The sequence below is a fragment of the Dictyoglomus sp. genome (assembly GCF_049968615.1).
GTDB lineage: Bacteria > Dictyoglomota > Dictyoglomia > Dictyoglomales > Dictyoglomaceae > Dictyoglomus > Dictyoglomus turgidum.
On sequence record NZ_JBMFQK010000002.1, the window covers coordinates 77,604 to 101,652 of the forward strand.

At 33.9% G+C, this 24,049-nt stretch carries 27 protein-coding genes; 1 reads left to right on the forward strand and 26 read right to left on the reverse strand.

Annotated features, from left to right (window positions below):
* Positions 1-2 precede the first annotated feature (2 nt).
* The 17 genes from rpsO to rapZ all read right to left on the reverse strand — a co-directional run bounded on the left by rpsO (position 3) and on the right by rapZ (position 14,830).
* On the reverse strand, positions 3-272 hold the full coding sequence (gene rpsO / locus ACP5QL_RS02515) for a 30S ribosomal protein S15 (RefSeq protein ID WP_012583506.1): 270 nt from the start codon (positions 270-272) through the stop codon (positions 3-5).
* 82 nt (positions 273-354) lie between these two features.
* The gene (locus ACP5QL_RS02520; protein ID WP_272994964.1) at positions 355-969 is read right to left on the reverse strand and encodes a hypothetical protein; all 615 of its coding nucleotides are present in this window, start codon (positions 967-969) and stop codon (positions 355-357) included.
* Positions 951-1,388 (reverse strand): ATPase, encoded by a 438-nt coding sequence (locus tag ACP5QL_RS02525; protein ID WP_012583504.1) that lies wholly within the window; start codon positions 1,386-1,388, stop codon positions 951-953. Before ACP5QL_RS02525 ends, ACP5QL_RS02520 begins: the two co-directional genes overlap by 19 nt.
* A 16-nt stretch (positions 1,389-1,404) precedes the next feature.
* Positions 1,405-1,887 carry a pantetheine-phosphate adenylyltransferase gene (gene coaD / locus ACP5QL_RS02530; protein ID WP_012583503.1) on the reverse strand — a complete coding sequence of 161 codons (483 nt, stop codon included), beginning with the start codon at positions 1,885-1,887 and terminating at the stop codon, positions 1,405-1,407.
* Positions 1,888-1,899: 12 nt separating this feature from the next.
* Positions 1,900-2,457 (reverse strand): 16S rRNA (guanine(966)-N(2))-methyltransferase RsmD, encoded by a 558-nt coding sequence (gene rsmD, locus ACP5QL_RS02535; RefSeq protein ID WP_012583502.1) that lies wholly within the window; start codon positions 2,455-2,457, stop codon positions 1,900-1,902.
* Entirely contained in the window at positions 2,447-4,786 is a 2,340-nt protein-coding gene (gene recG, locus ACP5QL_RS02540; protein ID WP_428125228.1) for an ATP-dependent DNA helicase RecG, read from the reverse strand. Before recG ends, rsmD begins: the two co-directional genes overlap by 11 nt.
* A gap of 10 nt (positions 4,787-4,796) precedes the next feature.
* A complete protein-coding gene (locus ACP5QL_RS02545; protein WP_428125231.1) occupies positions 4,797-6,431 on the reverse strand; it encodes a DAK2 domain-containing protein in 1,635 nt (544 codons plus the stop codon).
* Positions 6,428-6,856, reverse strand: a complete 429-nt coding sequence (locus ACP5QL_RS02550; protein WP_012583499.1) for an Asp23/Gls24 family envelope stress response protein — start codon at positions 6,854-6,856, stop codon at positions 6,428-6,430. Before ACP5QL_RS02550 ends, ACP5QL_RS02545 begins: the two co-directional genes overlap by 4 nt.
* A complete protein-coding gene (locus ACP5QL_RS02555) occupies positions 6,828-7,709 on the reverse strand; it encodes an ABC transporter permease (protein WP_272994970.1) in 882 nt (293 codons plus the stop codon). The genes ACP5QL_RS02550 and ACP5QL_RS02555 overlap by 29 nt, the downstream gene beginning before the upstream one ends.
* Positions 7,710-7,726: 17 nt before the next feature.
* On the reverse strand, positions 7,727-8,656 hold the full coding sequence (locus ACP5QL_RS02560; RefSeq protein ID WP_012583497.1) for an ABC transporter permease: 930 nt from the start codon (positions 8,654-8,656) through the stop codon (positions 7,727-7,729).
* Between the two features lie 66 nt (positions 8,657-8,722).
* A complete protein-coding gene (locus ACP5QL_RS02565) occupies positions 8,723-10,285 on the reverse strand; it encodes an ABC transporter substrate-binding protein (RefSeq protein ID WP_428125236.1) in 1,563 nt (520 codons plus the stop codon).
* A 28-nt stretch (positions 10,286-10,313) separates the two neighbouring features.
* Positions 10,314-10,535, reverse strand: coding sequence for a preprotein translocase subunit SecG (gene secG, locus ACP5QL_RS02570; RefSeq protein ID WP_012548001.1), 222 nt, complete (start codon positions 10,533-10,535; stop codon positions 10,314-10,316).
* Between the two features lie 21 nt (positions 10,536-10,556).
* Complete coding sequence (gene tpiA, locus ACP5QL_RS02575; protein WP_012583495.1) at positions 10,557-11,306, reverse strand: triose-phosphate isomerase; 750 nt, start codon at positions 11,304-11,306, stop codon at positions 10,557-10,559.
* A 24-nt stretch (positions 11,307-11,330) separates the two neighbouring features.
* Entirely contained in the window at positions 11,331-11,687 is a 357-nt protein-coding gene (locus ACP5QL_RS02580; RefSeq protein WP_012583494.1) for a roadblock/LC7 domain-containing protein, read from the reverse strand.
* A gap of 22 nt (positions 11,688-11,709) precedes the next feature.
* Positions 11,710-12,900 (reverse strand): phosphoglycerate kinase, encoded by a 1,191-nt coding sequence (locus ACP5QL_RS02585; protein WP_272994972.1) that lies wholly within the window; start codon positions 12,898-12,900, stop codon positions 11,710-11,712.
* Between the two features lie 63 nt (positions 12,901-12,963).
* Positions 12,964-13,941, reverse strand: coding sequence for a gluconeogenesis factor YvcK family protein (locus ACP5QL_RS02590; RefSeq protein ID WP_012583492.1), 978 nt, complete (start codon positions 13,939-13,941; stop codon positions 12,964-12,966).
* A gap of 4 nt (positions 13,942-13,945) precedes the next feature.
* A complete protein-coding gene (gene rapZ, locus ACP5QL_RS02595; protein WP_012583491.1) occupies positions 13,946-14,830 on the reverse strand; it encodes an RNase adapter RapZ in 885 nt (294 codons plus the stop codon).
* 82 nt (positions 14,831-14,912) lie between these two features.
* Between rapZ and ACP5QL_RS02600 the strand changes: the two genes are divergently transcribed.
* On the forward strand, positions 14,913-16,859 hold the full coding sequence (locus ACP5QL_RS02600) for a transglycosylase domain-containing protein (RefSeq protein ID WP_428125242.1): 1,947 nt from the start codon (positions 14,913-14,915) through the stop codon (positions 16,857-16,859).
* Positions 16,860-16,862: 3 nt separating this feature from the next.
* Here the strand turns inward: ACP5QL_RS02600 and hisIE are convergent, their stop codons facing one another.
* From hisIE to ACP5QL_RS02645, 9 genes are read right to left on the reverse strand one after another with little or no spacing between them, the layout of a single operon-like run.
* Positions 16,863-17,489 (reverse strand): bifunctional phosphoribosyl-AMP cyclohydrolase/phosphoribosyl-ATP diphosphatase HisIE, encoded by a 627-nt coding sequence (gene hisIE, locus ACP5QL_RS02605; protein WP_012583489.1) that lies wholly within the window; start codon positions 17,487-17,489, stop codon positions 16,863-16,865.
* The gene (gene hisF / locus ACP5QL_RS02610; protein WP_012583488.1) at positions 17,471-18,229 is read right to left on the reverse strand and encodes an imidazole glycerol phosphate synthase subunit HisF; all 759 of its coding nucleotides are present in this window, start codon (positions 18,227-18,229) and stop codon (positions 17,471-17,473) included. The genes hisIE and hisF overlap by 19 nt, the downstream gene beginning before the upstream one ends.
* Positions 18,219-18,947 (reverse strand): HisA/HisF-related TIM barrel protein, encoded by a 729-nt coding sequence (locus ACP5QL_RS02615; RefSeq protein WP_012583487.1) that lies wholly within the window; start codon positions 18,945-18,947, stop codon positions 18,219-18,221. The genes hisF and ACP5QL_RS02615 overlap by 11 nt, the downstream gene beginning before the upstream one ends.
* Positions 18,941-19,549: an imidazole glycerol phosphate synthase subunit HisH gene (gene hisH, locus ACP5QL_RS02620; protein ID WP_012583486.1), complete on the reverse strand. Its 609-nt coding sequence runs from the start codon at positions 19,547-19,549 to the stop codon at positions 18,941-18,943. The genes ACP5QL_RS02615 and hisH overlap by 7 nt, the downstream gene beginning before the upstream one ends.
* Positions 19,543-20,103, reverse strand: a complete 561-nt coding sequence (locus tag ACP5QL_RS02625) for an imidazoleglycerol-phosphate dehydratase (RefSeq protein ID WP_012583485.1) — start codon at positions 20,101-20,103, stop codon at positions 19,543-19,545. The genes hisH and ACP5QL_RS02625 overlap by 7 nt, the downstream gene beginning before the upstream one ends.
* Positions 20,100-21,161, reverse strand: coding sequence for a histidinol-phosphate transaminase (gene hisC / locus ACP5QL_RS02630; RefSeq protein WP_272994979.1), 1,062 nt, complete (start codon positions 21,159-21,161; stop codon positions 20,100-20,102). The genes ACP5QL_RS02625 and hisC overlap by 4 nt, the downstream gene beginning before the upstream one ends.
* On the reverse strand, positions 21,158-22,411 hold the full coding sequence (gene hisD / locus ACP5QL_RS02635) for a histidinol dehydrogenase (protein WP_273333505.1): 1,254 nt from the start codon (positions 22,409-22,411) through the stop codon (positions 21,158-21,160). Before hisD ends, hisC begins: the two co-directional genes overlap by 4 nt.
* On the reverse strand, positions 22,395-23,018 hold the full coding sequence (gene hisG, locus ACP5QL_RS02640; protein ID WP_012583482.1) for an ATP phosphoribosyltransferase: 624 nt from the start codon (positions 23,016-23,018) through the stop codon (positions 22,395-22,397). The genes hisD and hisG overlap by 17 nt, the downstream gene beginning before the upstream one ends.
* Positions 23,015-23,998: an ATP phosphoribosyltransferase regulatory subunit gene (locus ACP5QL_RS02645; RefSeq protein WP_272994984.1), complete on the reverse strand. Its 984-nt coding sequence runs from the start codon at positions 23,996-23,998 to the stop codon at positions 23,015-23,017. Before ACP5QL_RS02645 ends, hisG begins: the two co-directional genes overlap by 4 nt.
* Positions 23,999-24,049: the final 51 nt, after the last annotated feature.

The following is a 24,049-nucleotide window of genomic DNA, read 5'->3' on the forward strand; positions in this document are numbered from 1 at the left end:
TACTACTTTCTTAACCCCAGCTCTTGTATTAGTTTCTTATACCTTTCAAAATCTTTTTCTTGTAAATATTTAAGTAATTTTCTTCTACGGCCAATCATTTTAAGTAGTCCTACACGAGAATGATAATCCTTTTTATGTACCTTTAAATGTTCTGTAAGCTTTTTTATTCTTTCTGTAAGTAATGCAATTTGTACCTCTGGTGATCCAGAATCATTCTCATTTAATCTGAATTTTTCAATGATCTGTCTTTTTTCTTCCTTCGTTAGAGCCATACTTTACCTCCTTTTATATTACAAAAAATCGCCTATAGTAATGGTAACCCATCACTATAGGTTAGTTATATTTTAACACAAATTATTTAACATTGACAACCTTAGGAGAAACAAACTTTAATAAATTCTTTTTTGCATCCTCTACATGGCGCACAAAAAGACAGTATAAACTTTTATTATCAAAATTTTTTATTTCTTTCTTATTTTGGATAGGTGCTATTAAAATATTTATATCATTCTCTAAGGCTGTAGAGTACTTAATACTTGCTCCCGCCACAGATAAGACTTCTCCCTCCTTTGAAACATCTCCAATTACGCCTATTTTTAAGTTATCAGAGAATTTAAGGCCCTTTTCATAAGCCCAAAAAGCTAAAATCAAACACAACATTTCTGATCTACCATAAAATTGAACTTCATCTTTTACATTAAACCCTTCAAACTTTACTAATTTGTATTTGGAAACTTGAGAGTAAGAATAGAGATCTCCCAAAATAAGATGGTAGAAGAAATCATAGAAATGTGGATTTTTTGCCTTTAGAACTAATATGTAAAAATTTGACGGAAAATCTTCTGGAATATTTAAAAACAATTCTTTAACATTTACAACTTTACCTTCGTCAAAATATACAAAGAAAGAGGCTAAAATTTCTAAAATTAAAAAAAACCCAATAATCACTATTACAATTCTGATCTGCACTTTCTTATAAGCTCTATTTCTTTTTTTAGAAGATCTTCTACCTTAGTTAATAAACTCTCAATATAGGCGTCCATTTCCTTTTTTATTTCTTCTGCTTCCTTTTTTGCATTTCTAATTATATCCTCTGCTCTTTTTTGAGCCTCAAGGGTGATATTATTGCTACTTACAAGTATTTCAGCTTCTTTTTGAGCTTGCTTTATTATTTCTTCTGCCTCTATATAGGCTTTATTTATAATCTTCTCTTTATTTTCCACTATTTTTTTTGCCTCATAAAATTCCTCAGGTATGGATTTATCAAGTTTTTCAATTAGTTCCATTAATCTGTCTTTATCCAAAAGAACCTTATCCCACACAGGAATAGCAGGTGAATTTTCAAGAATATCTCTTAACTCCTTTAAAGTCTTTATAATTTCTTCCATATTTTACTAAACCTCTTTACTTAACTTTAAATTTCTCATAAAGTTTTTCAGCTACATAATCAGGAACAAGTCCCTTTATGCAGCCTCCAAATTTTGCAATCTCTTTAACCATACTTGAACTTAAAAAGGTATATTTCAAATCACTTACTAAGAAAACGGTCTCACACTCTGGATATAACTTTTTATTAGTTAAAGCTTGCTGAAATTCATACTCAAAATCAGAAACCGCCCTAAGACCTCTTATTATAATTTTCACATCAATTTTTTTTAGATAATCTACTAACAATCCACTGAAGTGGTCTATTTTAACATTTGGTATGTCTTTTAATGAGTGCCTCAACATGTCAAGTCTTTCTTCAAGAGAGAAAAGAGGAGTTTTAGATATATTTTCGGCCACAAGAACTATGACCTCATCGTAAATTTTTGCTCCCCTTTGTATGATATCAATATGTCCGTTAGTAACAGGATCAAAACTTCCAGGATAAACAGCTTTTATCATTTTTTATCTCCCTTAATATTTATAAAAGGACAGTACGGTCTCACCATAATTTTTTTCTAAAAATTTAGACAAATTAAAAAGATCATCTGGTAAAATTGTCTTTTTATGATGCTCTATGATCAATATACCATCAATCTTTAGCCAGTTATAATTATTGACATATTCTACCACATTTAAAATCTTTTCGCTCAATTCATACGGCGGATCTGCAAATATGATATCATACTTCTCCTCTGGAGTTTTATTTAGAAATTCAAAAACATCTTTATATATTACTTTAGTTTTTTCTTGTATTCCAAGATTTTTAAGGTTTTCCCTTAGAAGTTTTACTGCATGGATATGATTCTCCACGAATACAGATTTTTCTGCCCCATAACTTATAGCTTCAATACCTACAATACCAGAACCTGCAAAAAGATCAAGGAAAAAACTTCCCAAAACCTTTTCGGATATAATATTAAACATAGACCTTCTTACTTGTTCCATAGTAATCCTATAATTTCCTTGTCTCAAAACTTTTACTTTTTTATCTTTTAAAAAGCCTCCCGAGACTTTTATTTCAGAGGACAATTTCTTTTAACTCTCCCCTTAGATATTTATTTAGCCATTTATTCAATAAAACTTTCTCATATTCCTCCATTCTTTCATTCTGATTTTTTATGACCTCAAAAGCTTCATTTCTCGCTATCTCAAAAAGTTTCATATCTTTTGTTAAATCTACAAAAAGAGCATCTAAAGTACCATGTTGTTTTGTTCCAAAAAATTCTCCTGGGCCTCTTATTTCCAAATCTTTGTTAGCTATAACAAATCCATCATTAGTTTCTACCATTACTTTTAATCTCTCTTTAGCATTTTCACCCTTCAGATCTGCAATAAGAAAACAATAAGATTGTTCGCTTCCCCTTCCCACTCTTCCCCTCAATTGATGAAGTTGGGCAAGTCCAAATCTATCTGCGTTTTCTATAACCATTATAGATGCATTAGGTATATCTACACCCACCTCTATAACTGTTGTAGCAACAAGAATTTGTATTTCTCCCTTTTGAAACTCCTCCATTATTCTTGTCCTTTCTTCTCTTGGTACTAACCCGTGAATTAGACCTATATTAAATCTTGGAAAAAATTTTTTTAGTTCTTCGTATAGTTTTTTTGCGGATTCTGCCTCTAACTTCTCTGATTCCTCTATTAATGGGCACACTACAAAAGCCTGCTTGCCTTTCTCAATTTCCTTTTCTACAAAAGAATAGACCTTTCTTCTTTCCTTTTTAGAGAAGAGATAAGTTATAACAGGCTTTCTCCCAGGAGGAAGCTCGTCAATTATAGAGATATCTAATTCTCCATAAAGTACCAAGGCAAGAGACCTAGGAATAGGAGTTGCGGTCATTACAAGGAGATGTGGAGCTTCACCTTTTTTCCATAGCTTTGCCCTTTGTATTACGCCAAATCTATGTTGTTCATCTATGATTACCAAACCTAACTTTTTAAAAGTCACCTCTTCTTGAATCAAAGCATGGGTTCCTATCACTACTGGAAGTTTCCCTTCTGCAAGATCAAGATAAATATAAGTTTTTTCCTTTTTAGGGGTACTGCTAGTCAGTAATGCTATTTTTATGCCTAAGGGTTCAAAAATATTCTTGAGCCTATTATAATGTTGCTCTGCTAAGATTTCTGTGGGCACCATAAAAGCGGTCTGATATCCATTATCATAAGCAAGGATTGTAGCAAGAGCTGCAATTACTGTTTTACCCGAACCTACATCTCCTTGCAAAAGCCTATGCATAGGTCTTCCTGAAGTCAAATCCTTTTTTATCTCTTCCCATACCTTTTCCTGAGCTTTTGTTAACTTAAAGGGTAAAGAGCCTAAGAATTTTTCTACCAATTCACTTTGAATATTAAAGACAGGAGCAGATAATTCCTCTATCTCTCTCCTCTTTTTTGCAAGATTAAGCTGTAAAAAGAATAATTCTTCAAAGGTTATCCTCTTGGATGCACTTGCCATAGTTAGGAAAGAGGTTGGAAAATGCTTCTCCCATACACTTACAGGTTTATCCATAAGATTATATTTTTCTCTCAAATACTTAGGTAAAGGATCTTCAAGAAAAATAGAATAATCTGTCAATGCATCGTATATGATTTTTCGCAGGACTTTTTGAGTAAGACCAGAAGTTAACGAATAAATAGGTACTATTCTTCCTACGTTTAAAAACTCCTTATCTTCCCCCTCATCCAAAGTCTCATATTCAGGATTTTCAAACTCTATGTGTTTTAGGAGCCTTTTGGCTTCTCCAGAGATAAGAAGCTCTGTACCAGGTGGAAGAACCTGCTTAATATACTTCTGTCCATACCATACTGCATATGCCCATCCTGTATTGTCGCTTATCTTTGCCTTTATTATAGGGATCTTTTTGTAAAGGGTTTTTGTTTCTTCATAATCTATAATTTTTACTTTTATGGTCACCCTCTCACCAGGTTTTATTTCTGAAATCTTCTTTAATTTAGACCTATCGTCATAATCCCGTGGATAATAGGTAATTAAATCATAAATAGTATGTATTTCAAGTCTATTTAAGAGCTTAGCTCTGTGAGGACCAACCCCTTTTGCAAACTGAACAGATTTCTCCCAGAAATTTTCATCGGTATAAAATTCTATTGCTCTTTCAATAATATCCTTAATCCTTACTACCGCTTGTGCTCTTTCCTCATAAGTCCTTTTGGAATAATCCTTTATTAGGTCCAAGACCTTTTGAGTCCAAAAACCATTCCAAAGAGGAAACTGTTTAAGAGCTACAGCAAGTGCCTTTTCTAATCCATATTTAATACTCTTATCAGAAAAATTAGAAGAGATTTCATTTTCTAAAATGTTTTTGAGTCCCTTAAGAAGTTTTATCTCTGTAGGCATTATTATAGGTTTATTCTATGCCGAAATAATAATAATAAAAAGGTTGACCTCCATATATAAGGTCAATAGAGTACTCTGGATATCGTTCTTTTATTTTTAATAATAAATTCTCTGCTTCTTCCTTTGTTATATCCTCTCCATAGTATATACTTATAAGCTCCGAAGTTTCGTCTATAAGTAAATTTAAAAGATCTAAAGAAATCTCGAAAATGTCATCTCCTGCTACTTTTACTTCATCATTAGCTAAGCCAATGAAATTTCCTTCTTTTATAACTAATCCATTCAAAAAGGAATCTTTTATAGCTCTTGTTATCTCCCCTATTTTAATTTTTTGCATAGCTTTCTCCATTTTTTCCTTCACAACTTCCCAAGTATCTCTTGGATTGTAATCATACAGAGCTCTGATACCCTCAAGGACATGTTTTGTAGGAATAATAACTACCCTATCTTTATGAATATTCTCTAATTGCTTTGCTGCTAAAATCACGTTTTTGTTATTAGGTAAAATAAAAACTTTTCTTGCTCGAACCTTTTCAACCGCATTAGAAAGAGCCTCTACACTAGGATTTAACGTTTGTCCCCCATTTATGATTATATCTACCCCTAAACTCTTAAATATTTCGTTTATTCCCTTTCCCCAAGAGACAGCTACAAAGCCAACATCCTTCAATGGTGTTTTTTCGTCTTCAGAAATTTCTTCTCTTAATCTCTCTTCATGTTGCTCAGCCATATTATCAATCTTTATTCTCGACAAACTCCCAAGTTCTAATGCTCTCTCAAGTACTAATCCAGGATGATTAGTATGAATGTGAACTTTTAAAAGACCAGGGGCCTCTGAAGTTACTATACTATCTCCTTGAGTTTCAAGCCATTTCTTAAAGTTTGTAAAATCAACGTTTTCATGAGAATTTATTATAAATTCAGTACAATATTGATAAGTTAACACATAACTTTCTAAGACTTCTTTTTCGGGTTTTTCTTTTATTTCCACTGTAGGTTTCTCTTCCTCTTCCAACTTTAATTCAACTCCGGAAAGTGCCTCATAAAAACCAGTCCAGATCCAAACAAGTCCCTGTCCTCCTGCATCAACCACTTTTGCTTCTTTCAATATAGGTAATAAATTAGGAGTATTTAAAAGGGATTCTTTAGCTTTTTCAAGGGTTCTTTCCATTATCTTTAAAATGTCTTGAGTTTCCCTTAATGCTAATACTGCTTCTTTTACTCCATCTCTTAATACTGTCAATATAGTTCCTTCCGTAGGTTTAAGAACTGCCCTATAAGCAACTCTTGTTGCATTTTGCCAACTCTTAACCCATATTTTGGCATCTATTTCATCACAATTTTTAATAACTTCGCAAAATCCCCTTATAATCTGAGAAAGGATCACTCCAGAGTTTCCTCTTGCTCCCATTAAGGATCCTCTTATTGCTGCATCGGCTATGTTTTTTATAGTCAAGTTTTTTACTTTTTTAATTTCATTCAAAGTAGACTGCATAGTATAAAGCATATTAGTTCCGGTATCCCCGTCAGGCACAGGAAATACATTTAGCAGATCTATTTCTTCTCTATGTTTTCCTAACTCATAAGTGGCATACTCAAAAAGCTTAATTAGGAGATTAGTATCAATCTTATATAAACTCATCATACCTCTTCTTCCCACACTATTGGTTCTTTTTCTTCTTTAACCCTTATACCCCACACATTTACATTTATCTCTTTCACATTAAGACCTGTGGTTCTTTCTAAACTCCACTTAATTCTCTCCATAACATTATGCGCTACTTCTGGGATTCTAACACCGTAAGCTACAATTATATAAAGATCAATTTTTATACCATCTTCATCTATTTCCACTCTAACTCCTCTGCTAACTTCCTCTAACTTTAACAACTCACTTATTCCATCAGCAATATTACTCGCTGCCATTCCTACCACGCCATAACTTTGAAGAGTAGCAATACTCGCCAAAGTTGCAATTGCACTTGGGGATATTTCTACCCATCCAAGCCCTGTAAAGTATTTTTGCTTATTCTTTTCTTTCTTAGATATAAAGTCTTGGATCCAACGCATCTCTGAGACCATCCCCTAAAAGATTAAAACCAAACACTATTATCATTATAACAAGACCTGGAGCTACTGGGTACCACCAACAGCTCCTTAAATAGGCAAGTCCTGCCTGTACCATAGACCCTAAACTAGGAGTAGGAGCCTGAACTCCTAATCCTAAAAAGGAAAGCCCTGCCTCCAACATAATCATACCACCCATTCCAATGGTTGTCTCAATTATAATCGGAGATAAAGCATTGGGCAATATATGTCTGAAAAGAATTCTCCAAGTAGAAGCTCCAATTGCTTGAGCAGATGCGACAAAATCTCTTTCTCTCAAACTGAGTACTTGTCCCCTCACTATCCTTGATACTCCTGCCCATCCAATAATTGCTACCGCAATATATAAGTTTTGGATTCCAGTACCCAAAGTAGAGACAACAGCAATAACGAACAACAAAAATGGAAAGGCAAAAAGGATTTCAACAATTCTCATTATTAGATCATCAATCCACCCTCCATAAAAGCCTGCAATAAGGCCTAAAACTGTTCCAAGTGAGATAGAAATAAGTTGTGCAAAAAAAGCAAATTGCAATGAAATTTTAGTCCCATATATAATCCTACTTAAGATATCTCTTCCAAATTCATCAGTTCCCAAAGGATGCTCCCAACTTGGAGGTTGTAAAGCATTTGAAAGGTCAACTGCATTCCATGAATAGGGCGTAAGGTATTGAGCGAAAAGAGCAATTATGACAAAGAAAATAACTATTCCAAGTCCTAACAGAGCAAGCTTGTTTTTAGACAATCTCTTCCAGGCGATTCTCCATAAACTTCTTGGCTTTCTATCCTCTTTTAGTGCTTTAGCTTTAGCTGCCATACTCTAAACCTCCAAAATTACTCATACCTTATTCTGGGATCTATTAAAGCATAAGATAAGTCCACAATCAAATTTGCCAAAATATAGATAAGAGCTATAACAATAACCCCACCTTGAAGTACAGGAAGATCTCTATCAAGTATAGCCTGAACAACTAATCTTCCTATTCCTGGCCATGCAAATATGGTTTCAGTCAAAACTGCTCCAGTCAATAGATCTCCTACTACCATACCCGCATATGTTACTACAGGAATTAAAGCATTACGTAAAGCATGTTTAAATATAACTTTTGATTCTGGCAATCCCTTAGCTCTTGCTGTTGTAATATATTCCTGTCTTATTACTTCTAACATGGAAGATCTTGATAATCTTGCAAAATAAGCTGCGGGTCTTGTTCCAAGGGTTATAGCAGGAAGTATTACTGCTTTAATACCATACTCAGAGATATAACCACCTAAGGGTAACCATCCCAAATTAAAACCAAAAATCAAAAGTAAAATTATTCCTACCCAATATACAGGAGCTGAAACCCCTAATAAAGCAACAACCATAGCGGTATAATCAAATAATGAATACTGCCTTACTGCAGAGATAATACCTGCAGTAACTCCTAAAAAAACCGCTATTATGAAGGCAAAAAATGCAAGTACAGCTGTTGCTTGTAATCTCTCCCCAATAGATACAATTACTGGAATATTGGTCTTAAAGGATCTACCAAAATCTAATCTAACTATCCTACCTAAAAAGAGAAGGTATTGTACAGGAAGAGGTTTGTCTAATCCCCACATCGCTCTAACCCTTGCTATGGTTTCAGCATCTGCCCTCTGTCCAGCAATAAGTCTTGCTGGGTCTCCTGGAGCGATAAAGAATAGAATAAAAGTTATTAGAGTTACACCTATAAATACTGGTATAGCTTGTAGTAATCTTCTTATTATATACCTTAACAACTTTGTCCTCCTTTCTTAAATAAGATAAGAGGGAGGAGAACTTCTCCTCCCTCAAATATTTATCTACTACTTAGAAAGCCACACTACTCTGTATCTTACTCCAGAGATTCCTGTTAATGGATCTAAGTAGAGTCCATGCACCCAAGGCTGATAAATAACTTGGGAAATATAGTAATAGATAGGAACTATCGGACAATCTTCAAGAACTATTCTTTCAGCCATTTCATAATATTTAGCTCTTACAGACCAGAGGGTCTCAACTCTTGCCTTGTTTGTATATTCATCTACTTTTGGATTCTTATAGAAACTATGATTCCCCTCAGGTCCAAAGTTAGAAGAATTGAAGAGAACCCATAAGAAGTTATCTGGGTCAATATAGTCTGCTACCCACCCAAGCCTATAAACAGGAAGCTCTCCTTTATCAAGGAGATCAAGATATACTGCCCAGTCATAGTTCTGCAATTTAGCATTTATACCAATCTTTTGAAGATCAGCCTGAATTGCCTCCATAATCCTTTTATGTGCCACACTACTATTGTAGTAAATAGTTATTTCAGGAAGTCCTTTTCCATTTGGATAACCAGCCTTTTCAAGAAGTTTCTTAGCCTCTTCAACATTATAGCTAAATTTTTCCTTTGCCCAATTATAATTGGCTTTACTAAACCCTGGCATAGATGGTGGCAATATGGTATAAGCCACCTGAGCTCTGTTTCTTCTAATAACCTTTACTATTGCTTCTTTATTTATTGCGCGGGTTATAGCTTGTCTCAAATATTTGTTATCAAAGGGCTTCTTCTGTACATTAAATCCTAAATAGTATATCCCAATCATGGGTTTCTCTAAAATATATGGTTTATACTTGGGATCATTGCTTACCCTATCCCACTCTGGATCTGGTATACCAGTTATATCAAGTTGTCCTTTTTCAAAATTCATAAAGTCAACATTTTCATCGGGAATTATCATCCACTCAATAGCATCCACATAGGGACGCCCACGGAAATACTTTGGGTTTGCTTTCAATCTTACTTTCACATCATGTTTCCATTCATCAAACATAAAAGCTCCAGTTCCAACTGGTTTTGTTGCAAAATCTTTTCCAAGCCTTTCTACTTCTTCCTTAGGCACAACCCAGAAGCAGGAATAAGTTAAAGTAGAAAGAAATGGAGCAAAAGGTCTCTTAAGAGTAATTACAAGAGTATATTTATCCTTTGCTACTACATCTTTAATGGGTTCTGCAAAGCTCGCTCTTGGAGAGGCAGTCTTAGGATCCATAATTCTCTTGATAGAGTAGACAAAATCTTCTGCTGTAACATTTCTACCATTGTGGAAGTATACATTATTATTTAAGTAAAAAGTGTAAACTGTGCCATCTTTAGAAATAGTCCATCTTTTGGCTATAGACCCTACTACTTTCCCATCTGGATCATACTCCACTAAACCGTCAAAAATTTGCCTTGCTACCTCATCGGAAGCAGTGTCTGTTATCATTGCGGGATCCAAAGTTGGTGGATCATTAACAAGGCTTCTTCTTAATACACCACCATACTGAGGTGTTTCTGCGGAAGAGATTCCTGCCAATAAGAAAATTAAAAAAACTAACAAAACCACCAAATAAATCTTACGCATCTCTGCTAACCTCCCATTCCTAAAATTTTTAGTGAATAACAAAGATAAGCACAGAGGTTATCATAAATAATACAGCAAGGACCACTGTTGCTTGTTTCAATCCCTTCTCCATCTGCCTTTTTGCTTTATAAAAAGTTGTCTCTCCACCCCCAATAAAACCTAATCCTTCTCCAACCTCTGACTGAAAAAGTATCACCGCTATCATACCTATGGATACTAAAAAATGTAAAATATAAAGCACAATAGTCATAATTTCTTATTCACCTCTTTTCTAACTTCTAACTATATCCCAAAAAGACTGCGGTTTTAAACTCGCTCCACCAACCAAAGCCCCATCAATCTCACTCTGAGCTAAGAATTCCTTAATGTTTTGGGGATTTACACTTCCACCATATTGTATCCTCACCTTTTGAGAGACTTCTTCATCATATATTTCAGAAATTATTCTTCTTATTAGTTTTGCTACTTCATTAGCATCTTCTCCTTTTGCAGAATGACCTGTTCCTATGGCCCAAACTGGCTCATAGGCTATTACAATTTTTTCTACTTTTTCTTTTTCCAAACCTTGTAATCCCTTCTTTACTTGCTCAGTAATAACTTCCTCTGTCTTTCCCTTTTCTCGCTCTTCCCATTTTTCTCCCACACAAAATATGGGTATTAGCTCATACTCAAATGCAGATTTAAGCTTTTTGTTTATCATATCATTAGTCTCAGAAAAATATTGTCTTCTCTCTGAATGCCCTATTATTACATAACTACAATTTAAATCCTTAAGCATTATAGGAGAAATTTCCCCTGTGTATGCACCTTCCTTTTCCCAAAACATATTTTGAGCACCAAGCTTAATGGGAGTGTCTTCAAGAAGCTTATTTGCTACATATAAAGATGTGAAAGGTGGACATATTACAATCTCCTTTTCCTCATAACCTTTTGAAAGTTCTTTAAATTCTTTTATAAAACTCTCAGTTTCCGCACAAGTTTTATACATTTTCCAGTTAGCAGCAATAATTTTCCTTCTCAATTTATTCCCTCCTACAACAAAGATTTATATCAATCTTGCCAATTGAAAAGCACCCTTTTTAATACCCACTCTGATTTTTCCCAAATTTGCTCCTTTACTAGAAACTACCACAAGTATTGCAGGCTTTCCCTCTAATGGTACTATAAATACTGCTCCATCCTCAAAAATTATGACCATCTCCCTTGTGGAACCCTTTGCAAGTTCCATTCCTATCATTTCTGAAGCTCTCAAACTTCCTGAAGCAACCGCTGCTAATGACTCAGTATTTGAACTATCCTTCGCAACACTTTCAATAAGGAGACCATCATCACTTACAAGTACAGAGACCTGCACCCCATCTAATTTTGATATTTCTTCTAATGTTTCTCTTATACTAGCCAATTTCTCCCCCTCTTTAATTTAGTTATTTATCTTGTAAAACTGCTACCCCTGGCAGTTCTTTTCCTTCTAAGAATTCAAGAGAAGCTCCACCACCGGTAGAAATATGAGTAAATTTATCTTCTAAACCTAACGTCTGTATAGCTGCAGCACTGTCTCCTCCTCCTACAATACTTACACAATTTCTATTCTCAGCTATCGCCTCTGCTATTTTGCGAGTTCCATTTGCAAAAGCAGGAATTTCAAATATTCCCATAGGACCGTTCCAAATTATAGTTTTTGCCTTTAAAATTTCTTCCCTAAAAAGTTCAATTGTTTTCGGTCCAATATCAACCCCAATATCATCTTTTTCAAATTTATCTATATCCTTTATAGAGGTAGGAGCATCTTCTTTGATTTCTTTTACTACTACAGCATCCTTTGGAAGCAAAAACTGAATTCCTCTTTCTTTTGCCATATTCATAATCTCTTTTGCAAGATCAAGCTTATCCTCTTCTACTATGGATTTTCCAATTTCATAACCCAAAGCCTTCAAAAAAGTAAACATCATTCCGCCACCAATAAGAAATCCATCTACTTTATTCATTAGATTCTTTATAACTCCTATTTTATCCGATACTTTTGCTCCACCAAGAATACATATAAATGGTCTTTCTGGAGATTCTAAAGCTTTTCCCATAATTTCGATTTCTTTTTTCATTAAAAGCCCTGCTACACCAGGAATATATTGAGCAACACCTGCGGTAGAGGCATGAGCTCTATGGGCGGTTCCAAAAGCGTCATTTACATATAAATCTGCAAGGCTTGCAAGTTTCTTAGCAAATTCTGGATCATTCGCTTCTTCCTCTTTATAAAATCTTATATTCTCTAATAGTATCACATCTCCTTCTTTCATGTTTGAAATTTCTCTCTCCACTTCTTCGCCAATACAATCATTAAGTTTTTTCACAGGTTTGCCAAGAAGTTCACTTAATCTCTTAGCTACTGGGTCTAATCTTAAATCATCCTGAAATCCTTTGGGTCTTCCAAGGTGAGATACTAAAATTACCTTTGCACCCTTATCCATGAGATATTTTATAGTTGGTAAGGCCTCTCTTATTCTTCTATCATCAGTAATAACTCCGTTCTTCAAAGGTACATTAAAATCAACTCTTACAAGAACCCTTTTACCTTTTAAATCTTCATCTCTTAAATCTAAAATCGTCTTTTTAGCCATTAAAAAAATCCTCCCTTCCTTTATAGATTTATATTATAGAAATATACAATCTTTTGTCAATTTTTAAAACTCCTTTGAGTTTATAAACCTCTCCATAATAAAATCCGCTACCTTAAAAGGATCATGTCTTACTAAGTCTCCTTCATTAATAAAATCCCCAGCTAAAATATCAACCCCAAGACTTCTAAGATTTTCCAAGTCGGGTTCCACAAAATCTGCACCTTTTTCTCTATATCTCTTTAATACTTCTTCGGAGGGTCTTTTTGTATTTACTAAAACATATCCAATAGGATTAAATCCCATATGCTCCACAATTGCTCTTAAGTGATCTGAAGCCTTATAACCTAAAGTTTCACCCGGTTGAGTCATAACGTTACATATATACAAAATTCTCTTGTTATCTATATTTTTTAAAGTATCTTTAATCTCTTCTAAGAGCAAATTAGGAATTATGCTAGTGTAGAGACTTCCTGGGCCTATAATTATCAAATCAGATTTTTCTAAGGCTTCTACCGCCTCAGAAGTTGCTGATATATTCACATCAGTATCTATAGGCACCAATTCTATCTTTCTTATTTTGCTTTTTCCATAGGAAGAAATAGAAGTCTCCCCTAAAATTATAGATCCATCTTCAAAATAAGCCTTTAGTTTTACCCTTTTCAAGGTTGAAGGCAAGACTCTCCCTCTTATAGCAAGAACTTTACTTGTTTCTTTAACCCCTAAAAGAAAATCTCCTAAAATAGCCGACATAGCTACCAAAAAAAGATTTCCAAAGGAATGATCCTTTAAATCTCCATTAGTAAATCTATACTGAAACAACTTTGCCATTAAAGACTCCTCATCAGCTAAAGCTACAAGACAATTTCTTACATCCCCAGGAGGAAGTACTCCTAAATCCTTACTTAATCTACCCGAACTTCCACCATCATCACTCACAGTTACAATAGCGTTCAAATCTAAATTGTACCTCTTTAGTCCTCTCAATATTGTAGAGAGGCCTGTTCCACCACCTATAACTGTTAAAATTCTGCGCCCTTCCATATTATTATTTTAATATATGAACATCTTTCTCTATATCCCTATGAAGGAGATGAGTATTATACTTTGGAGCTAAATAGAAAAATATCTCATCAGCTATTACTACTGCTCGGTGTCTTCCTCCTGTACAACCTATTGCAATATTAAGAACTGTTCTTCCTTCTTCCTCATATAGAGGTATCAAAAAGTCAAGCAGTTTCTTTATATGTTCAATGAAATCACGTGCTTCTTTTTTACTTAACACAAAGCCTCTTACCTCTTCAGACTTACCAGAAAAAGGTCTAAGTTTTGGATCATAAAAAGGATTAGGTAAAAATCTGACATCAAAAACCAAATGAGCATCAATAGGTACTCCATACTTAAATCCAAAGGAAGTTATTGTAATTAGAAAATTAGGCTTAACAGTCGTATTTAATGAGGTTACTATTTTTAATATTACTTCTTTAAGCTCTTTTATAGAGAAATCAGAAGTATTTACAATATCGGTAGCTAAATTTCTAATCTCCCAAAGTTTTTCCTTCTCAAGCCTAATACTTTCAAGAATAGTTCCCCCTTCTTTTAAAAGAGGATGTATTCTCCTGGTCTCGTTATATCTTTTAACTATAACCTCATCTTTGGCTTCTAAAAAGAGGATTTTATATGGAATATTTCGAGATTTGATTATCTCTACCATCTCTTTAAAGCTTTCCAAAAAATTTTCAGTGCGTATATCTATTACTACCGCAAGGCCTGAAATTTTACCATTTGTAGCTAAACAAAGATCAATAAGGGTAGGTACTAATTTTGGAGGTATATTATCTACACAGAAGAAACCAAGATCCTCCAAAATTCTTAAGGATTGTGATTTTCCAGCCCCAGATAATCCTGTTATTATAAATACTTGAAAATCCATAAGTCACCTGTAAAATACGCTTATGATTTTATATAATACTATAATATCATATTTTTTGAAGGAGGAACTAAAACTAAAAACTATGAAAAACAAGTATGTGAAAGAGATAAAAATAAGTGGAAATAAAAAAAGAAAAAATTTTATATATGTTCTTCTGGGGATTTTCAGTTTTATCTTGATTCTTTTGGTTGGAGTTTCTATTTACGTATTGACGGTAATTAGAGATATACCTCCAATAGATAGATGGGTGGAGATCAAACCAAGCCAAACCACTATAATCTATTCCATAGACAATAAGATTTTAGGAAGACTGTATAAGGAAAATCGTATATATGTTCCACTCTACAAAATATCTCCTTATCTTCAGCAAGCAGTAGTAGTCTCAGAAGACAAAGAATTTTATACTCATTCAGGAGTAAGCATAAGAGGATTAGTAAGAGCAATCCTTGTGGATCTTTTACATTTAGAAAAAAAACAAGGAGGAAGTACTATTACCCAGCAAGTTGCAGAGCTTCTTTTTCTGTCTCCCGAAAGGACTATAAATAAAAAGATCAAAAAAATTTATATAGCTACAAAATTAGAGAAATATTTTACAAAACAGCAAATTCTTGAAATGTATTTAAACTTAATATATTGGGGACATGGGAATTATGGGGCAGAAGCTGCCTCCCAATACTATTTTGGAAAAAGTGCTTCTGATTTAACTATACCAGAATCTGCATTACTCGCAGCTATCATTCCTGCTCCAGAACTTCTTTCTCCTTATAAAAATCCCGATAAAGCTTTAATGCTAAGAAATATAGTAATTGAGAAACTGTATCAAGAGGGTTATATAAACCAGGCCGATTATGAAAAGTCAATCAAAGCACCTTTAGGAATAATTAAGAGAGATGGTGATTCTCCTCAGGCAAAAAATATTGCTCCTTATTTTTTTGATTATGTCCTAAAAGAGCTAATAAACAAATTTGGAAAAGATATGGTGTATAGCGGTGGACTTAAGGTCTACACTACCTTGGATACGAATCTCCAAAGCTACGCAGAAGCCTCTCTTAAAAAGATCATTGAACAATATGGTAAAAAGTATAAAGTAAGTCAAGGTGCATTGCTTGCTATTGATCCTAACACAGGATACATAAAGGCATGGGTTGGAGGGATAGACTACTCGAAAAGTCAATTTGATAGGGTATCTATGGCTGTAAGACAACCTGGTTCTGCTTTTAAACCTTTTGTATATCTCACCGCTATACAAAAGGGATTTAAACCATATGATCTTATTGAAGAAAAAGAGGTAACTTACACTTTTAACAAGAAAATATGGAAGCCTAAGAATTATGATGGAAAATTACATGGAACAATCACCCTCCAGGAAGCTTTAGAAAATTCATACAATCTAGCTACCATTCTCTTGCTGGAAGAAGTAGGCGTTGGAGATGTAATAAGAAATGCAAGAAAACTTGGTATAGAAAGTCCCCTCGAACCAAGTCTTGCTCTTGCCCTTGGCACTTCTGGAGTTACCTTATATGAATTGGTAAGAGCCTATTCTGGATTTGCAAATGGTGGGAACAGGATAACCCCAATAGCTATTTTAAGGGTTGAAGATTCAAAGGGAAATATTTTATATAACAGTGCCCCAGAACTTACCCCAGTAATAGAGAAGGATGTGATAGCAACTCTTGTTAAAATGATGAAAAGAGTGATCACTAATGGTACTGGAACCAGAGCGAATATTGGAAGGCCTGCTGCAGGTAAAACAGGAACTACGGATGATTACAGAGATGCTTGGTTTATTGGTTTTACTCCTGATCTTTGCGCTGGAATTTGGATGGGTAATGACGATTATACCCCAACTAACAAGGTTCCTGGAGGATTACTGCCCGCTATGACTTGGAAGGAATTCATGCAAAATGCTTTGAAAAATATACCACCAAGAGATTTTGACTTTCTCATAGAGTCTCAACCTATCCCTCAGGAACAAACTCAAAAAGAAGAGACTCAAACAGAAACCTATACTCTAACCTACACCCAATAATAGTTATTTATGTCTCCTAATTAACTCTTCAATAATCTCCCTAAATTCCACATTTTCCTCTATAAGAGAAACAAGAAAATGAAATAATAAATCTGAAGCTTCGTATATGAATTCATCCTTTTTCCCGTTCATTCCAGCAATTATAGTCTCAATAGACTCTTCCCCTAATTTTTGCAGGATTTTTTCTTTTCCCTCTCTAAAAAGTTTTGCTGAATAAGAATTTTCAGGAAGAGTTTTTTTCCTTTCTCTTAAAAGATTTTCAAGGTGAAAGATAAAACTTGCTCCTCCTTTCAAAGATCTATAGAAACAGCTAAAATTTCCAGTATGACAAGCAACGCCTATCTGTTCCACAAGAAGGAGTAAAGTATCTTTATCACAATCTACTGCTATATCTACCACTTTTTGATAATTACCAGAGGTTTCCCCCTTATGCCACAAGGTTCTTCTACTTCTACTATAATACCAAGCTTCTCCTGTTTCTATGGTTTTCTTTAAAGCCTCCTCATTCATATAAGCATGCATTAGTACTTTTCCTGTCTTGTAATCCTGCACAATCACAGGAATAAGTCCTTTTTCATCAAATTTTAGATCTTCAATCAACTCATTAATTTCTAATCTAATCTCACCCATATTCCCTTCTCCCTTAAATATCTTTTAACTTCAGGAATAGAATAAGTGCCAAAATGAAAAATTGAGGCAGCAAGAACCGCATCGACACCAATTTTTAATGCTTTATATAAATCCTCCAAAGATCCCGCACCACCAGAAGCTATTAATGGAAGATTTGAATAACTTAAAGCATATTCAAGAAGCTCATAATCGTATCCAGAAAGATGTCCATCTGCATCTATACTAGTTAAAAGAATTTCACCAGCTCCTCTCTTCTCTACCTCAATTACCCAATCTTTAAAATCAATCCCAGTAGGGACTTTCCCACCTTTTATATATACTTCCCAAGATTTTTTCCCTCTCCTTTTTACATCAATGGCTACTACAAGACATTGACTCCCAAACTCTGAAGCAATCTGATTTATTAGATCGGGATTCTCTACAGCCGAGGTATTTATAGAAACTTTATCAGCTCCTGCCTTTAGAAGTCTCCTTACATCCTCTATGTTTTTTATTCCACCACCTACTGTCAAAGGAACAAAAAGCTCTGATGCAACATCGGTAACCACATCCACAAAAGTACTTCTTCCCTCTTCACTAGCAGTTATATCAAGAAGTACTATCTCATCTGCTCCCTCTTTTTCGTATCTTCTTGCAAGTTCTTTAGCATCACCCACCACTCTTACATTTATGAAACTTGTCCCCTTTACTACCTTCTTCCCAATAGTATCAAGACAGGGAATTATTCTTTTAGCCAGCATTTATAATATCCTCTGCCTCCTCCCAGTTAATTCTCCCTTCCAAAAGAGCTCTTCCTATTATTACCCCTTTTATCCTTTCTGTTTCTTTCCAGATATTTTTAATCTTAATTATATCTTCTATAGAAGATATTCCCCCCGCTATCCAAATATCATAATCATGAAGCCTCAAAAAAGTCTTAATATTTTCCACATTTATCCCTCTTAAGGTACCATCCCGAGATATATCTGTAAAAATTACTTCCTTTACTCTAAGAAGGTCAAGTTTATCTTTAATATTTCTCCATTCTACAAAATCCTGCCATCCCTTGATCCCTACTCTTCCATCATACCAATCTATGCTTGGAATTATTTTCTCTTTGTATTTTGAGAAAAGATCAGAAAGATAACCTAAATCTTTTTCTAAAATACTACTTACAATCACCCTCCATACTCCCCAATTTATAGCCTCTTCAATTTTTTCCTTATCTCTATATCCCCCACCTACCTCCACAGGAATTGAAACATTTTTTATTATCTCTCTTATTATATTTTTGTTCTCATCGATTCCATCAATGGCACTCTGAAGATCAATAAGATGCAGAGCTTTTGCTCCTTTCTTTTCCCAATATTTAGCAAGATCTATTGGATTATCAAATTCAAGAATAATCTTTTCTTTTTTACCAGTCTCCATTCTCACTACTTTAGATTTATAAATATCAATAGCAGGAATAATTAACATTTTTGGATTTCCTCCAGTACATTACTCAAAAACTTTACTCCCTTATCACTACTTTTTTCTGGATGAAATTGTACCCCAATGATGTTATCCTTTACAATAAAGGATGGAAAAGCTATCCCATACTCGGTAAATCCATAAATAATATCCTCTTTTGTATCCACATAGTAAGAATGGACAAAATAAAAGAAAGATCTATTAGGGATGTTTTTGAAAAAGGTACTCTCTCTTTTTAAATCTACCTCATTCCAACCAAGATGAGGAATCTTATTCACTGGAATTTTCTTAACCTTACCTTTAAATAATCCAAAACCAGGAACACCTGGTGCTTCTTCGCTTTCCTCAAAAAGTATTTGCATACCAAGACATATTCCAAGAAAAGGTTTCTTTCTCAAGAGTTCCCTAAAAATTGCATCCTTTTCTTCATTTCTTAAGTTTAGCATTGCCTGTGAGAAATTTCCCTGTCCAGGAAACACAAGAAGATCTGCCTTTTCCCAGTCTTTAGGATTATTACTTACTATAGGATCAATACCAATATATTTAAAAGCCTTAATTATACTGAATAAATTTCCTGCAGCATAATCCACAATAAGTGCTTTCACCATATCTTCCCCTTTGTAGACTTAAGATTAGGTACCTCTTTTGAAGCTTCCCCTAAAGCAAGACCCAAAGCTTTAAAAATAGCCTCCTCAATATGATGTAAATTTTCTCCTGAGAGCAACCATATATGTAAGGTTATCTGAGAATTATTTACAAATCCTCTCAAAAACTCCTTTATAAGTCTTCCATTTAAAATCCCCTTGTCATCTCTTATCTCCAAATAAGGCCTTCCACTTATATCTACTACTGCCATAACTAGGGCTTCATCCATAGGAACAATTTTACTCGAAAATCGCAAAAAATTAGAATTAGAAACTGCGCTATAAAACGCCTTTCCCCACACTATACCTGTATCCTCTATGAGATGATGAGGATCTACCTCAACATCTCCCTTAGCCATTATCTCCACATCCCATTCTGCATAAAAGCAAAACGCAGAAAATAGGTGTTTATAATAAGGGACAGGAAAATCTCCTAAAAAAGATCCACTTCCATCAAGGTTCAATAATATTTTCACATAAGTCTCTTTTGTTTCCCTCTCAATCTCCGATTTTCTCATATACACACCTCTTTTAATACTTTTATGAAAATATCGTTTTCCCTTCTATCCCCAATGGATACTCTTAGACAATTTTCAAGAAGGGGTTCTTTACTAAAATCTCTTAGAGCTATTCCTTCTTCTTCGCATTTTTTCAATATTTCATATATCTTTTCAGACCTAAACAAAATAAAATTTGTTTCAGAAGGATAAACTTTTATGTCTTTAAGTCTTTGCATCTCTTCAAACACTCTATCCCTTTCTCTTTTAATAATTTCTATTCTATTTTTTAACAAATCCCATTTTTCAATTAACCTTTCCCCTGCTATCTGTGTAAAAACATTCACATTATAAGGTAGCTTGAAATTGTTCAAATACCCAACAATTTTGGAATTAGAAATCAAATATCCTAACCTTATACCTGCGCCAGAAAAAGCCTTAGAAAAGGTCCTTAAAATAATCACATTAGGAAATGTTTCTGTGTGAGACAAAAAAGTTAAGCCAGAAAATTCATAATAGGCTTCATCTATTAATATAATTCCTGGAAAATCTTTAATCTTCTCAAAATCTTCCTTTTTTAACAAAAAATTTCCGGTAGGATTGTTAGGATTAGTAATCACAAGAATTTTAGGGTTATATTGGAAATAATTTTTTAGCAAATCAAAATTTAAAGAAAAATCTTCTTTATTCAGAAAAACCTTTATTATCTCTATTTTTCTTTGCTGTAAAAGTTTCTCGTAAAGAGGAAAAGTAGGTACAGGCAATATAACTCTATCTCCTTCTTCAAGGAATCCATTAAAAACCAGTTGAATCAGTTCTCCAGAACCAGTACCCACCAAAATATTTTCTGCAGATAAATTTAGAAATTCTGCTAATTTATTTCTTAATCTTAAAGACTGCCCATCCGGATACCTATTCCAAGGAGTGTTTAATAATTCATTAAGAATCTCTTCCTTTATCTCCTTAGGGATATCATAAGGATTCTCATTTCTTGAAAGCTTAATAGGCAAATCAGGAACATTAGCCTTATACCCTACATAATTACTTTTCAAGAGTTTTTCTATATTCAATTTCTTCACTCCTCCTTATAGTTTCTTAAACTCTTTTCATGCATATAGAAACCTTCCTCTCTTGCTATGATACTTCCGTATTCCGCAAGTATTTTTTGCTCTTTTGCACTAAGCTTTACAAAGCTTATTCTCTTTAAAAAAGAATTAACAGAAAGCCCTGACGAAAACTTTGCAGATCCGCCTGTAGGTAAAATATGACTCGGCCCTGCAATAAAATCTCCAAATATGGAGGAATGGTTTATAAATATGGCTCCAGCATTTTTGATATATGGGATATGTCTCTCCCCTGAAAAATCAATAATCTCAAGATGCTCTGGGGCAATTTGATTTATTAAATTGATAGCTCTTTCCTCATCCTCTTCAATTATCAGAAAGGAATTTTTTATTGCTTCTTTCAAAATATCACCTCTTCCCGATCCTTCAACTTCCTCTTTAATTAAGCCCATTACTTTATCAAGTAATTCTTCAGGTAAGATCATCCACCCCCTATCATAAGGAGAGTGTTCTAACTGAGCCAAAAAATCACACACTATTTTTCTCAGATTTAGATCTTTACCTCTATAATTAATCCACACTAAAATCTCACTGGGACCAAATATCCCGTCAATATTTACATCTCCAAAAACCCTCTTCTTAGCAAGGGCCACATATAAGTTTCCAGGTCCAATAATCATATCCACCTTAGGAATAGACTCTGTACCATAAGCAAAAGCTGAAATAGCATGAGCTCCGCCAAGAAGATATAACTCCTTTATGCCAAGAAGTCTTAAAGTATATAATAAGTTTCTATCCTCTCTTTTAGAAGGGGGTGTCGTTACATATAAATTTTTGACTCCAGCAATCATAGCAGGAATAAGCCCCATAACTACTGTAGAAGGATAAGAAGCCTTTCCACCTGGAACATAAAGAAGCACACTGTCCACAGGCACAATTAGCTGCCCTAAAATACTTTCCCCATCTTTATAAAACCATGAATTTTTATATTCATGGATATAATAATTTTTAACCCTTTCAATCATTACCTTAATTGCTGTAGCAAAATCATTAGATAAATCAATTTCCGGGACACTTATTTTGAACCCATATTTTTTAGAATCGTAGTTATCAAATTTTAAAGAGAAATTATGGAGAGCTAAATCTCCTTTGGTCCTAATCTCTTCTACAATAAAATCTACCTCTTTTTCTACTTCTTTAACTTTTGACTCCTCCATTCTCAAAAGTTTTAAATTAAAATCCAGTCCCTTAATTACATTTATCATTTAATTTTCTCACCTCTTTTACAAAACTCAAAATTTCTTTCCGAAGATATGCAAAACTTACCACGTTCGATATTAAACACGCAGAAGACTCAAACAATACTTCTTTAACTTCAAGTCCATTATCCCTTAATGTCTTCCCCGTCTCCACTATATCTACAATAAGATCTGATATATTTAAAATAGGACCAAGTTCTACGGAACCGTTAAGTTTAATAATCTTAATTTTACCCCATCTGTTTTCAAGAAGTTTCTTAGTAATATTTTCATACTTAGTAGCAATTCTAATCTCTTTTCCATTTCCTTTAAGAGAAACATAAGGATAACCTGCTATAACCATTTTACAATAACCAAAAGGAAGAGAGATCAAATTAACCACATTTTTTTCTTGTTCCCAAATTACATCCCTTCCAATAATTCCAAGATCTACTACTCTTTCCTCAACATACAAGGGAAGATCCCAAGGTTTGGCGAGGAATACCTCAAATCTTTCCCCATGTATCCTCAACTTACGCCCCTTTTCTTCATCAAGAAGTCTATCATCAAAATTTCTTAAAAAATCTAATGCCTGTTCAAGCATTCTTCCTGTAGGTATTGCAACCCTTATCATTCTAACACTCCCTCATCCTTAGGAATGAATACAGAAATTATACCTTTTTCCCTTTCCTTGCGCATATCCTCATAGATCCTTATAAATTGTTCCTCAGGATAAACAAAATACCTTATATTTTCCTCCAAAAAAGTTCCATTAACTAACTCCAATAGTTTTTCTTCTACAAAAGCAAACCCAAATCCATATAGAAGTTCGTTATATTTATTCCTTTCAATATAACTTCCTCCACCACCTAAAGATGTTTTAGAGTTTTTCAAATAGACTTCAAAAATAATCCCATCATAGTATTCGTAAGGTCTCATTAAAGCAGGGTTAACTATGAGTTTATCTTCTTTAAATCCTAATTTAACGAGAAGCTTTTTAAAACTATTCAAAAAATTAATCTCATCTCTAAGAGAAGAGTTTAAAAAAACACAATCTTCATCACAACTGTCATAATAAAAGAGGTTCAAAATCTCACTTTTAAGCTCAGAATTGGATAGATCTGATTTCTCTAAAAAAGATACATAATCTCTCTTAACAAGAAATTCTCTTAGAGATTTTACTTTCTCCTCATCCTTTATAAACCTCAAAATAAAATCCCAAATTTTAGTATTTCCAAGCTCAATAATGTAATCATCTATTCCTATATCCTCAAAAACCTCCTTGATAATAAGAAGGACTTCCACATCTCTCCAAAGCGACGGTTTATAGATCAGCTCCCAACCAATCTGGTAATTCTCTTCTACTTCTCTCCCATTTAATTTAAAAATTGGTCCCATATAAAACATTCTCTTAGGAATCTTGTCATATCTTATAGACTTTAATATCTCTCGAGTAATTTCAGGTCTTAAGGCTAAAAACTTTCCATTTTTCTCAAAATAAATAAGGTTTTCCTTTCCCCAAATATCTTCATATAAGATGGGTATTCTTACTTCATTATAACCCCAAAGCTCAAGTCTTCTTCTTATAATCTTTTCTAGACTCTCTCTTTTCATTTTCCTTTATCTATTTAATAATTTAAAGTGGTAAAATTATATAGTACATAA

Excerpts from the sequence above, each read along its gene's own strand:
- rpsO (WP_012583506.1), bottom strand. The coding sequence starts at position 272 with ATGGCTCTAACGAAGGAAGAAAAAAGACAGATCATTGAAAAATTCAGA.
- ACP5QL_RS02525 (WP_012583504.1), bottom strand. The coding sequence starts at position 1,388 with ATGGAAGAAATTATAAAGACTTTAAAGGAGTTAAGAGATATTCTTGAA.
- coaD (WP_012583503.1), bottom strand. The coding sequence starts at position 1,887 with ATGATAAAAGCTGTTTATCCTGGAAGTTTTGATCCTGTTACTAACGGA.
- recG (WP_428125228.1), bottom strand. The coding sequence starts at position 4,786 with ATGCCTACAGAGATAAAACTTCTTAAGGGACTCAAAAACATTTTAGAA.
- ACP5QL_RS02545 (WP_428125231.1), bottom strand. The coding sequence starts at position 6,431 with ATGATGAGTTTATATAAGATTGATACTAATCTCCTAATTAAGCTTTTT.
- ACP5QL_RS02550 (WP_012583499.1), bottom strand. The coding sequence starts at position 6,856 with ATGCGTTGGATCCAAGACTTTATATCTAAGAAAGAAAAGAATAAGCAA.
- ACP5QL_RS02555 (WP_272994970.1), bottom strand. The coding sequence starts at position 7,709 with ATGGCAGCTAAAGCTAAAGCACTAAAAGAGGATAGAAAGCCAAGAAGT.
- ACP5QL_RS02565 (WP_428125236.1), bottom strand. The coding sequence starts at position 10,285 with ATGCGTAAGATTTATTTGGTGGTTTTGTTAGTTTTTTTAATTTTCTTA.
- secG (WP_012548001.1), bottom strand. The coding sequence starts at position 10,535 with ATGACTATTGTGCTTTATATTTTACATTTTTTAGTATCCATAGGTATG.
- ACP5QL_RS02585 (WP_272994972.1), bottom strand. The coding sequence starts at position 12,900 with ATGGCTAAAAAGACGATTTTAGATTTAAGAGATGAAGATTTAAAAGGT.
- ACP5QL_RS02590 (WP_012583492.1), bottom strand. The coding sequence starts at position 13,941 with ATGGAAGGGCGCAGAATTTTAACAGTTATAGGTGGTGGAACAGGCCTC.
- rapZ (WP_012583491.1), bottom strand. The coding sequence starts at position 14,830 with ATGGATTTTCAAGTATTTATAATAACAGGATTATCTGGGGCTGGAAAA.
- ACP5QL_RS02600 (WP_428125242.1), top strand. The coding sequence starts at position 14,913 with ATGAAAAACAAGTATGTGAAAGAGATAAAAATAAGTGGAAATAAAAAA.
- hisIE (WP_012583489.1), bottom strand. The coding sequence starts at position 17,489 with ATGGGTGAGATTAGATTAGAAATTAATGAGTTGATTGAAGATCTAAAA.
- hisF (WP_012583488.1), bottom strand. The coding sequence starts at position 18,229 with ATGCTGGCTAAAAGAATAATTCCCTGTCTTGATACTATTGGGAAGAAG.
- ACP5QL_RS02615 (WP_012583487.1), bottom strand. The coding sequence starts at position 18,947 with ATGTTAATTATTCCTGCTATTGATATTTATAAATCTAAAGTAGTGAGA.
- hisH (WP_012583486.1), bottom strand. The coding sequence starts at position 19,549 with ATGGTGAAAGCACTTATTGTGGATTATGCTGCAGGAAATTTATTCAGT.
- ACP5QL_RS02625 (WP_012583485.1), bottom strand. The coding sequence starts at position 20,103 with ATGAGAAAATCGGAGATTGAGAGGGAAACAAAAGAGACTTATGTGAAA.
- hisD (WP_273333505.1), bottom strand. The coding sequence starts at position 22,411 with ATGATAAATGTAATTAAGGGACTGGATTTTAATTTAAAACTTTTGAGA.
- hisG (WP_012583482.1), bottom strand. The coding sequence starts at position 23,018 with ATGATAAGGGTTGCAATACCTACAGGAAGAATGCTTGAACAGGCATTA.
- ACP5QL_RS02645 (WP_272994984.1), bottom strand. The coding sequence starts at position 23,998 with ATGAAAAGAGAGAGTCTAGAAAAGATTATAAGAAGAAGACTTGAGCTT.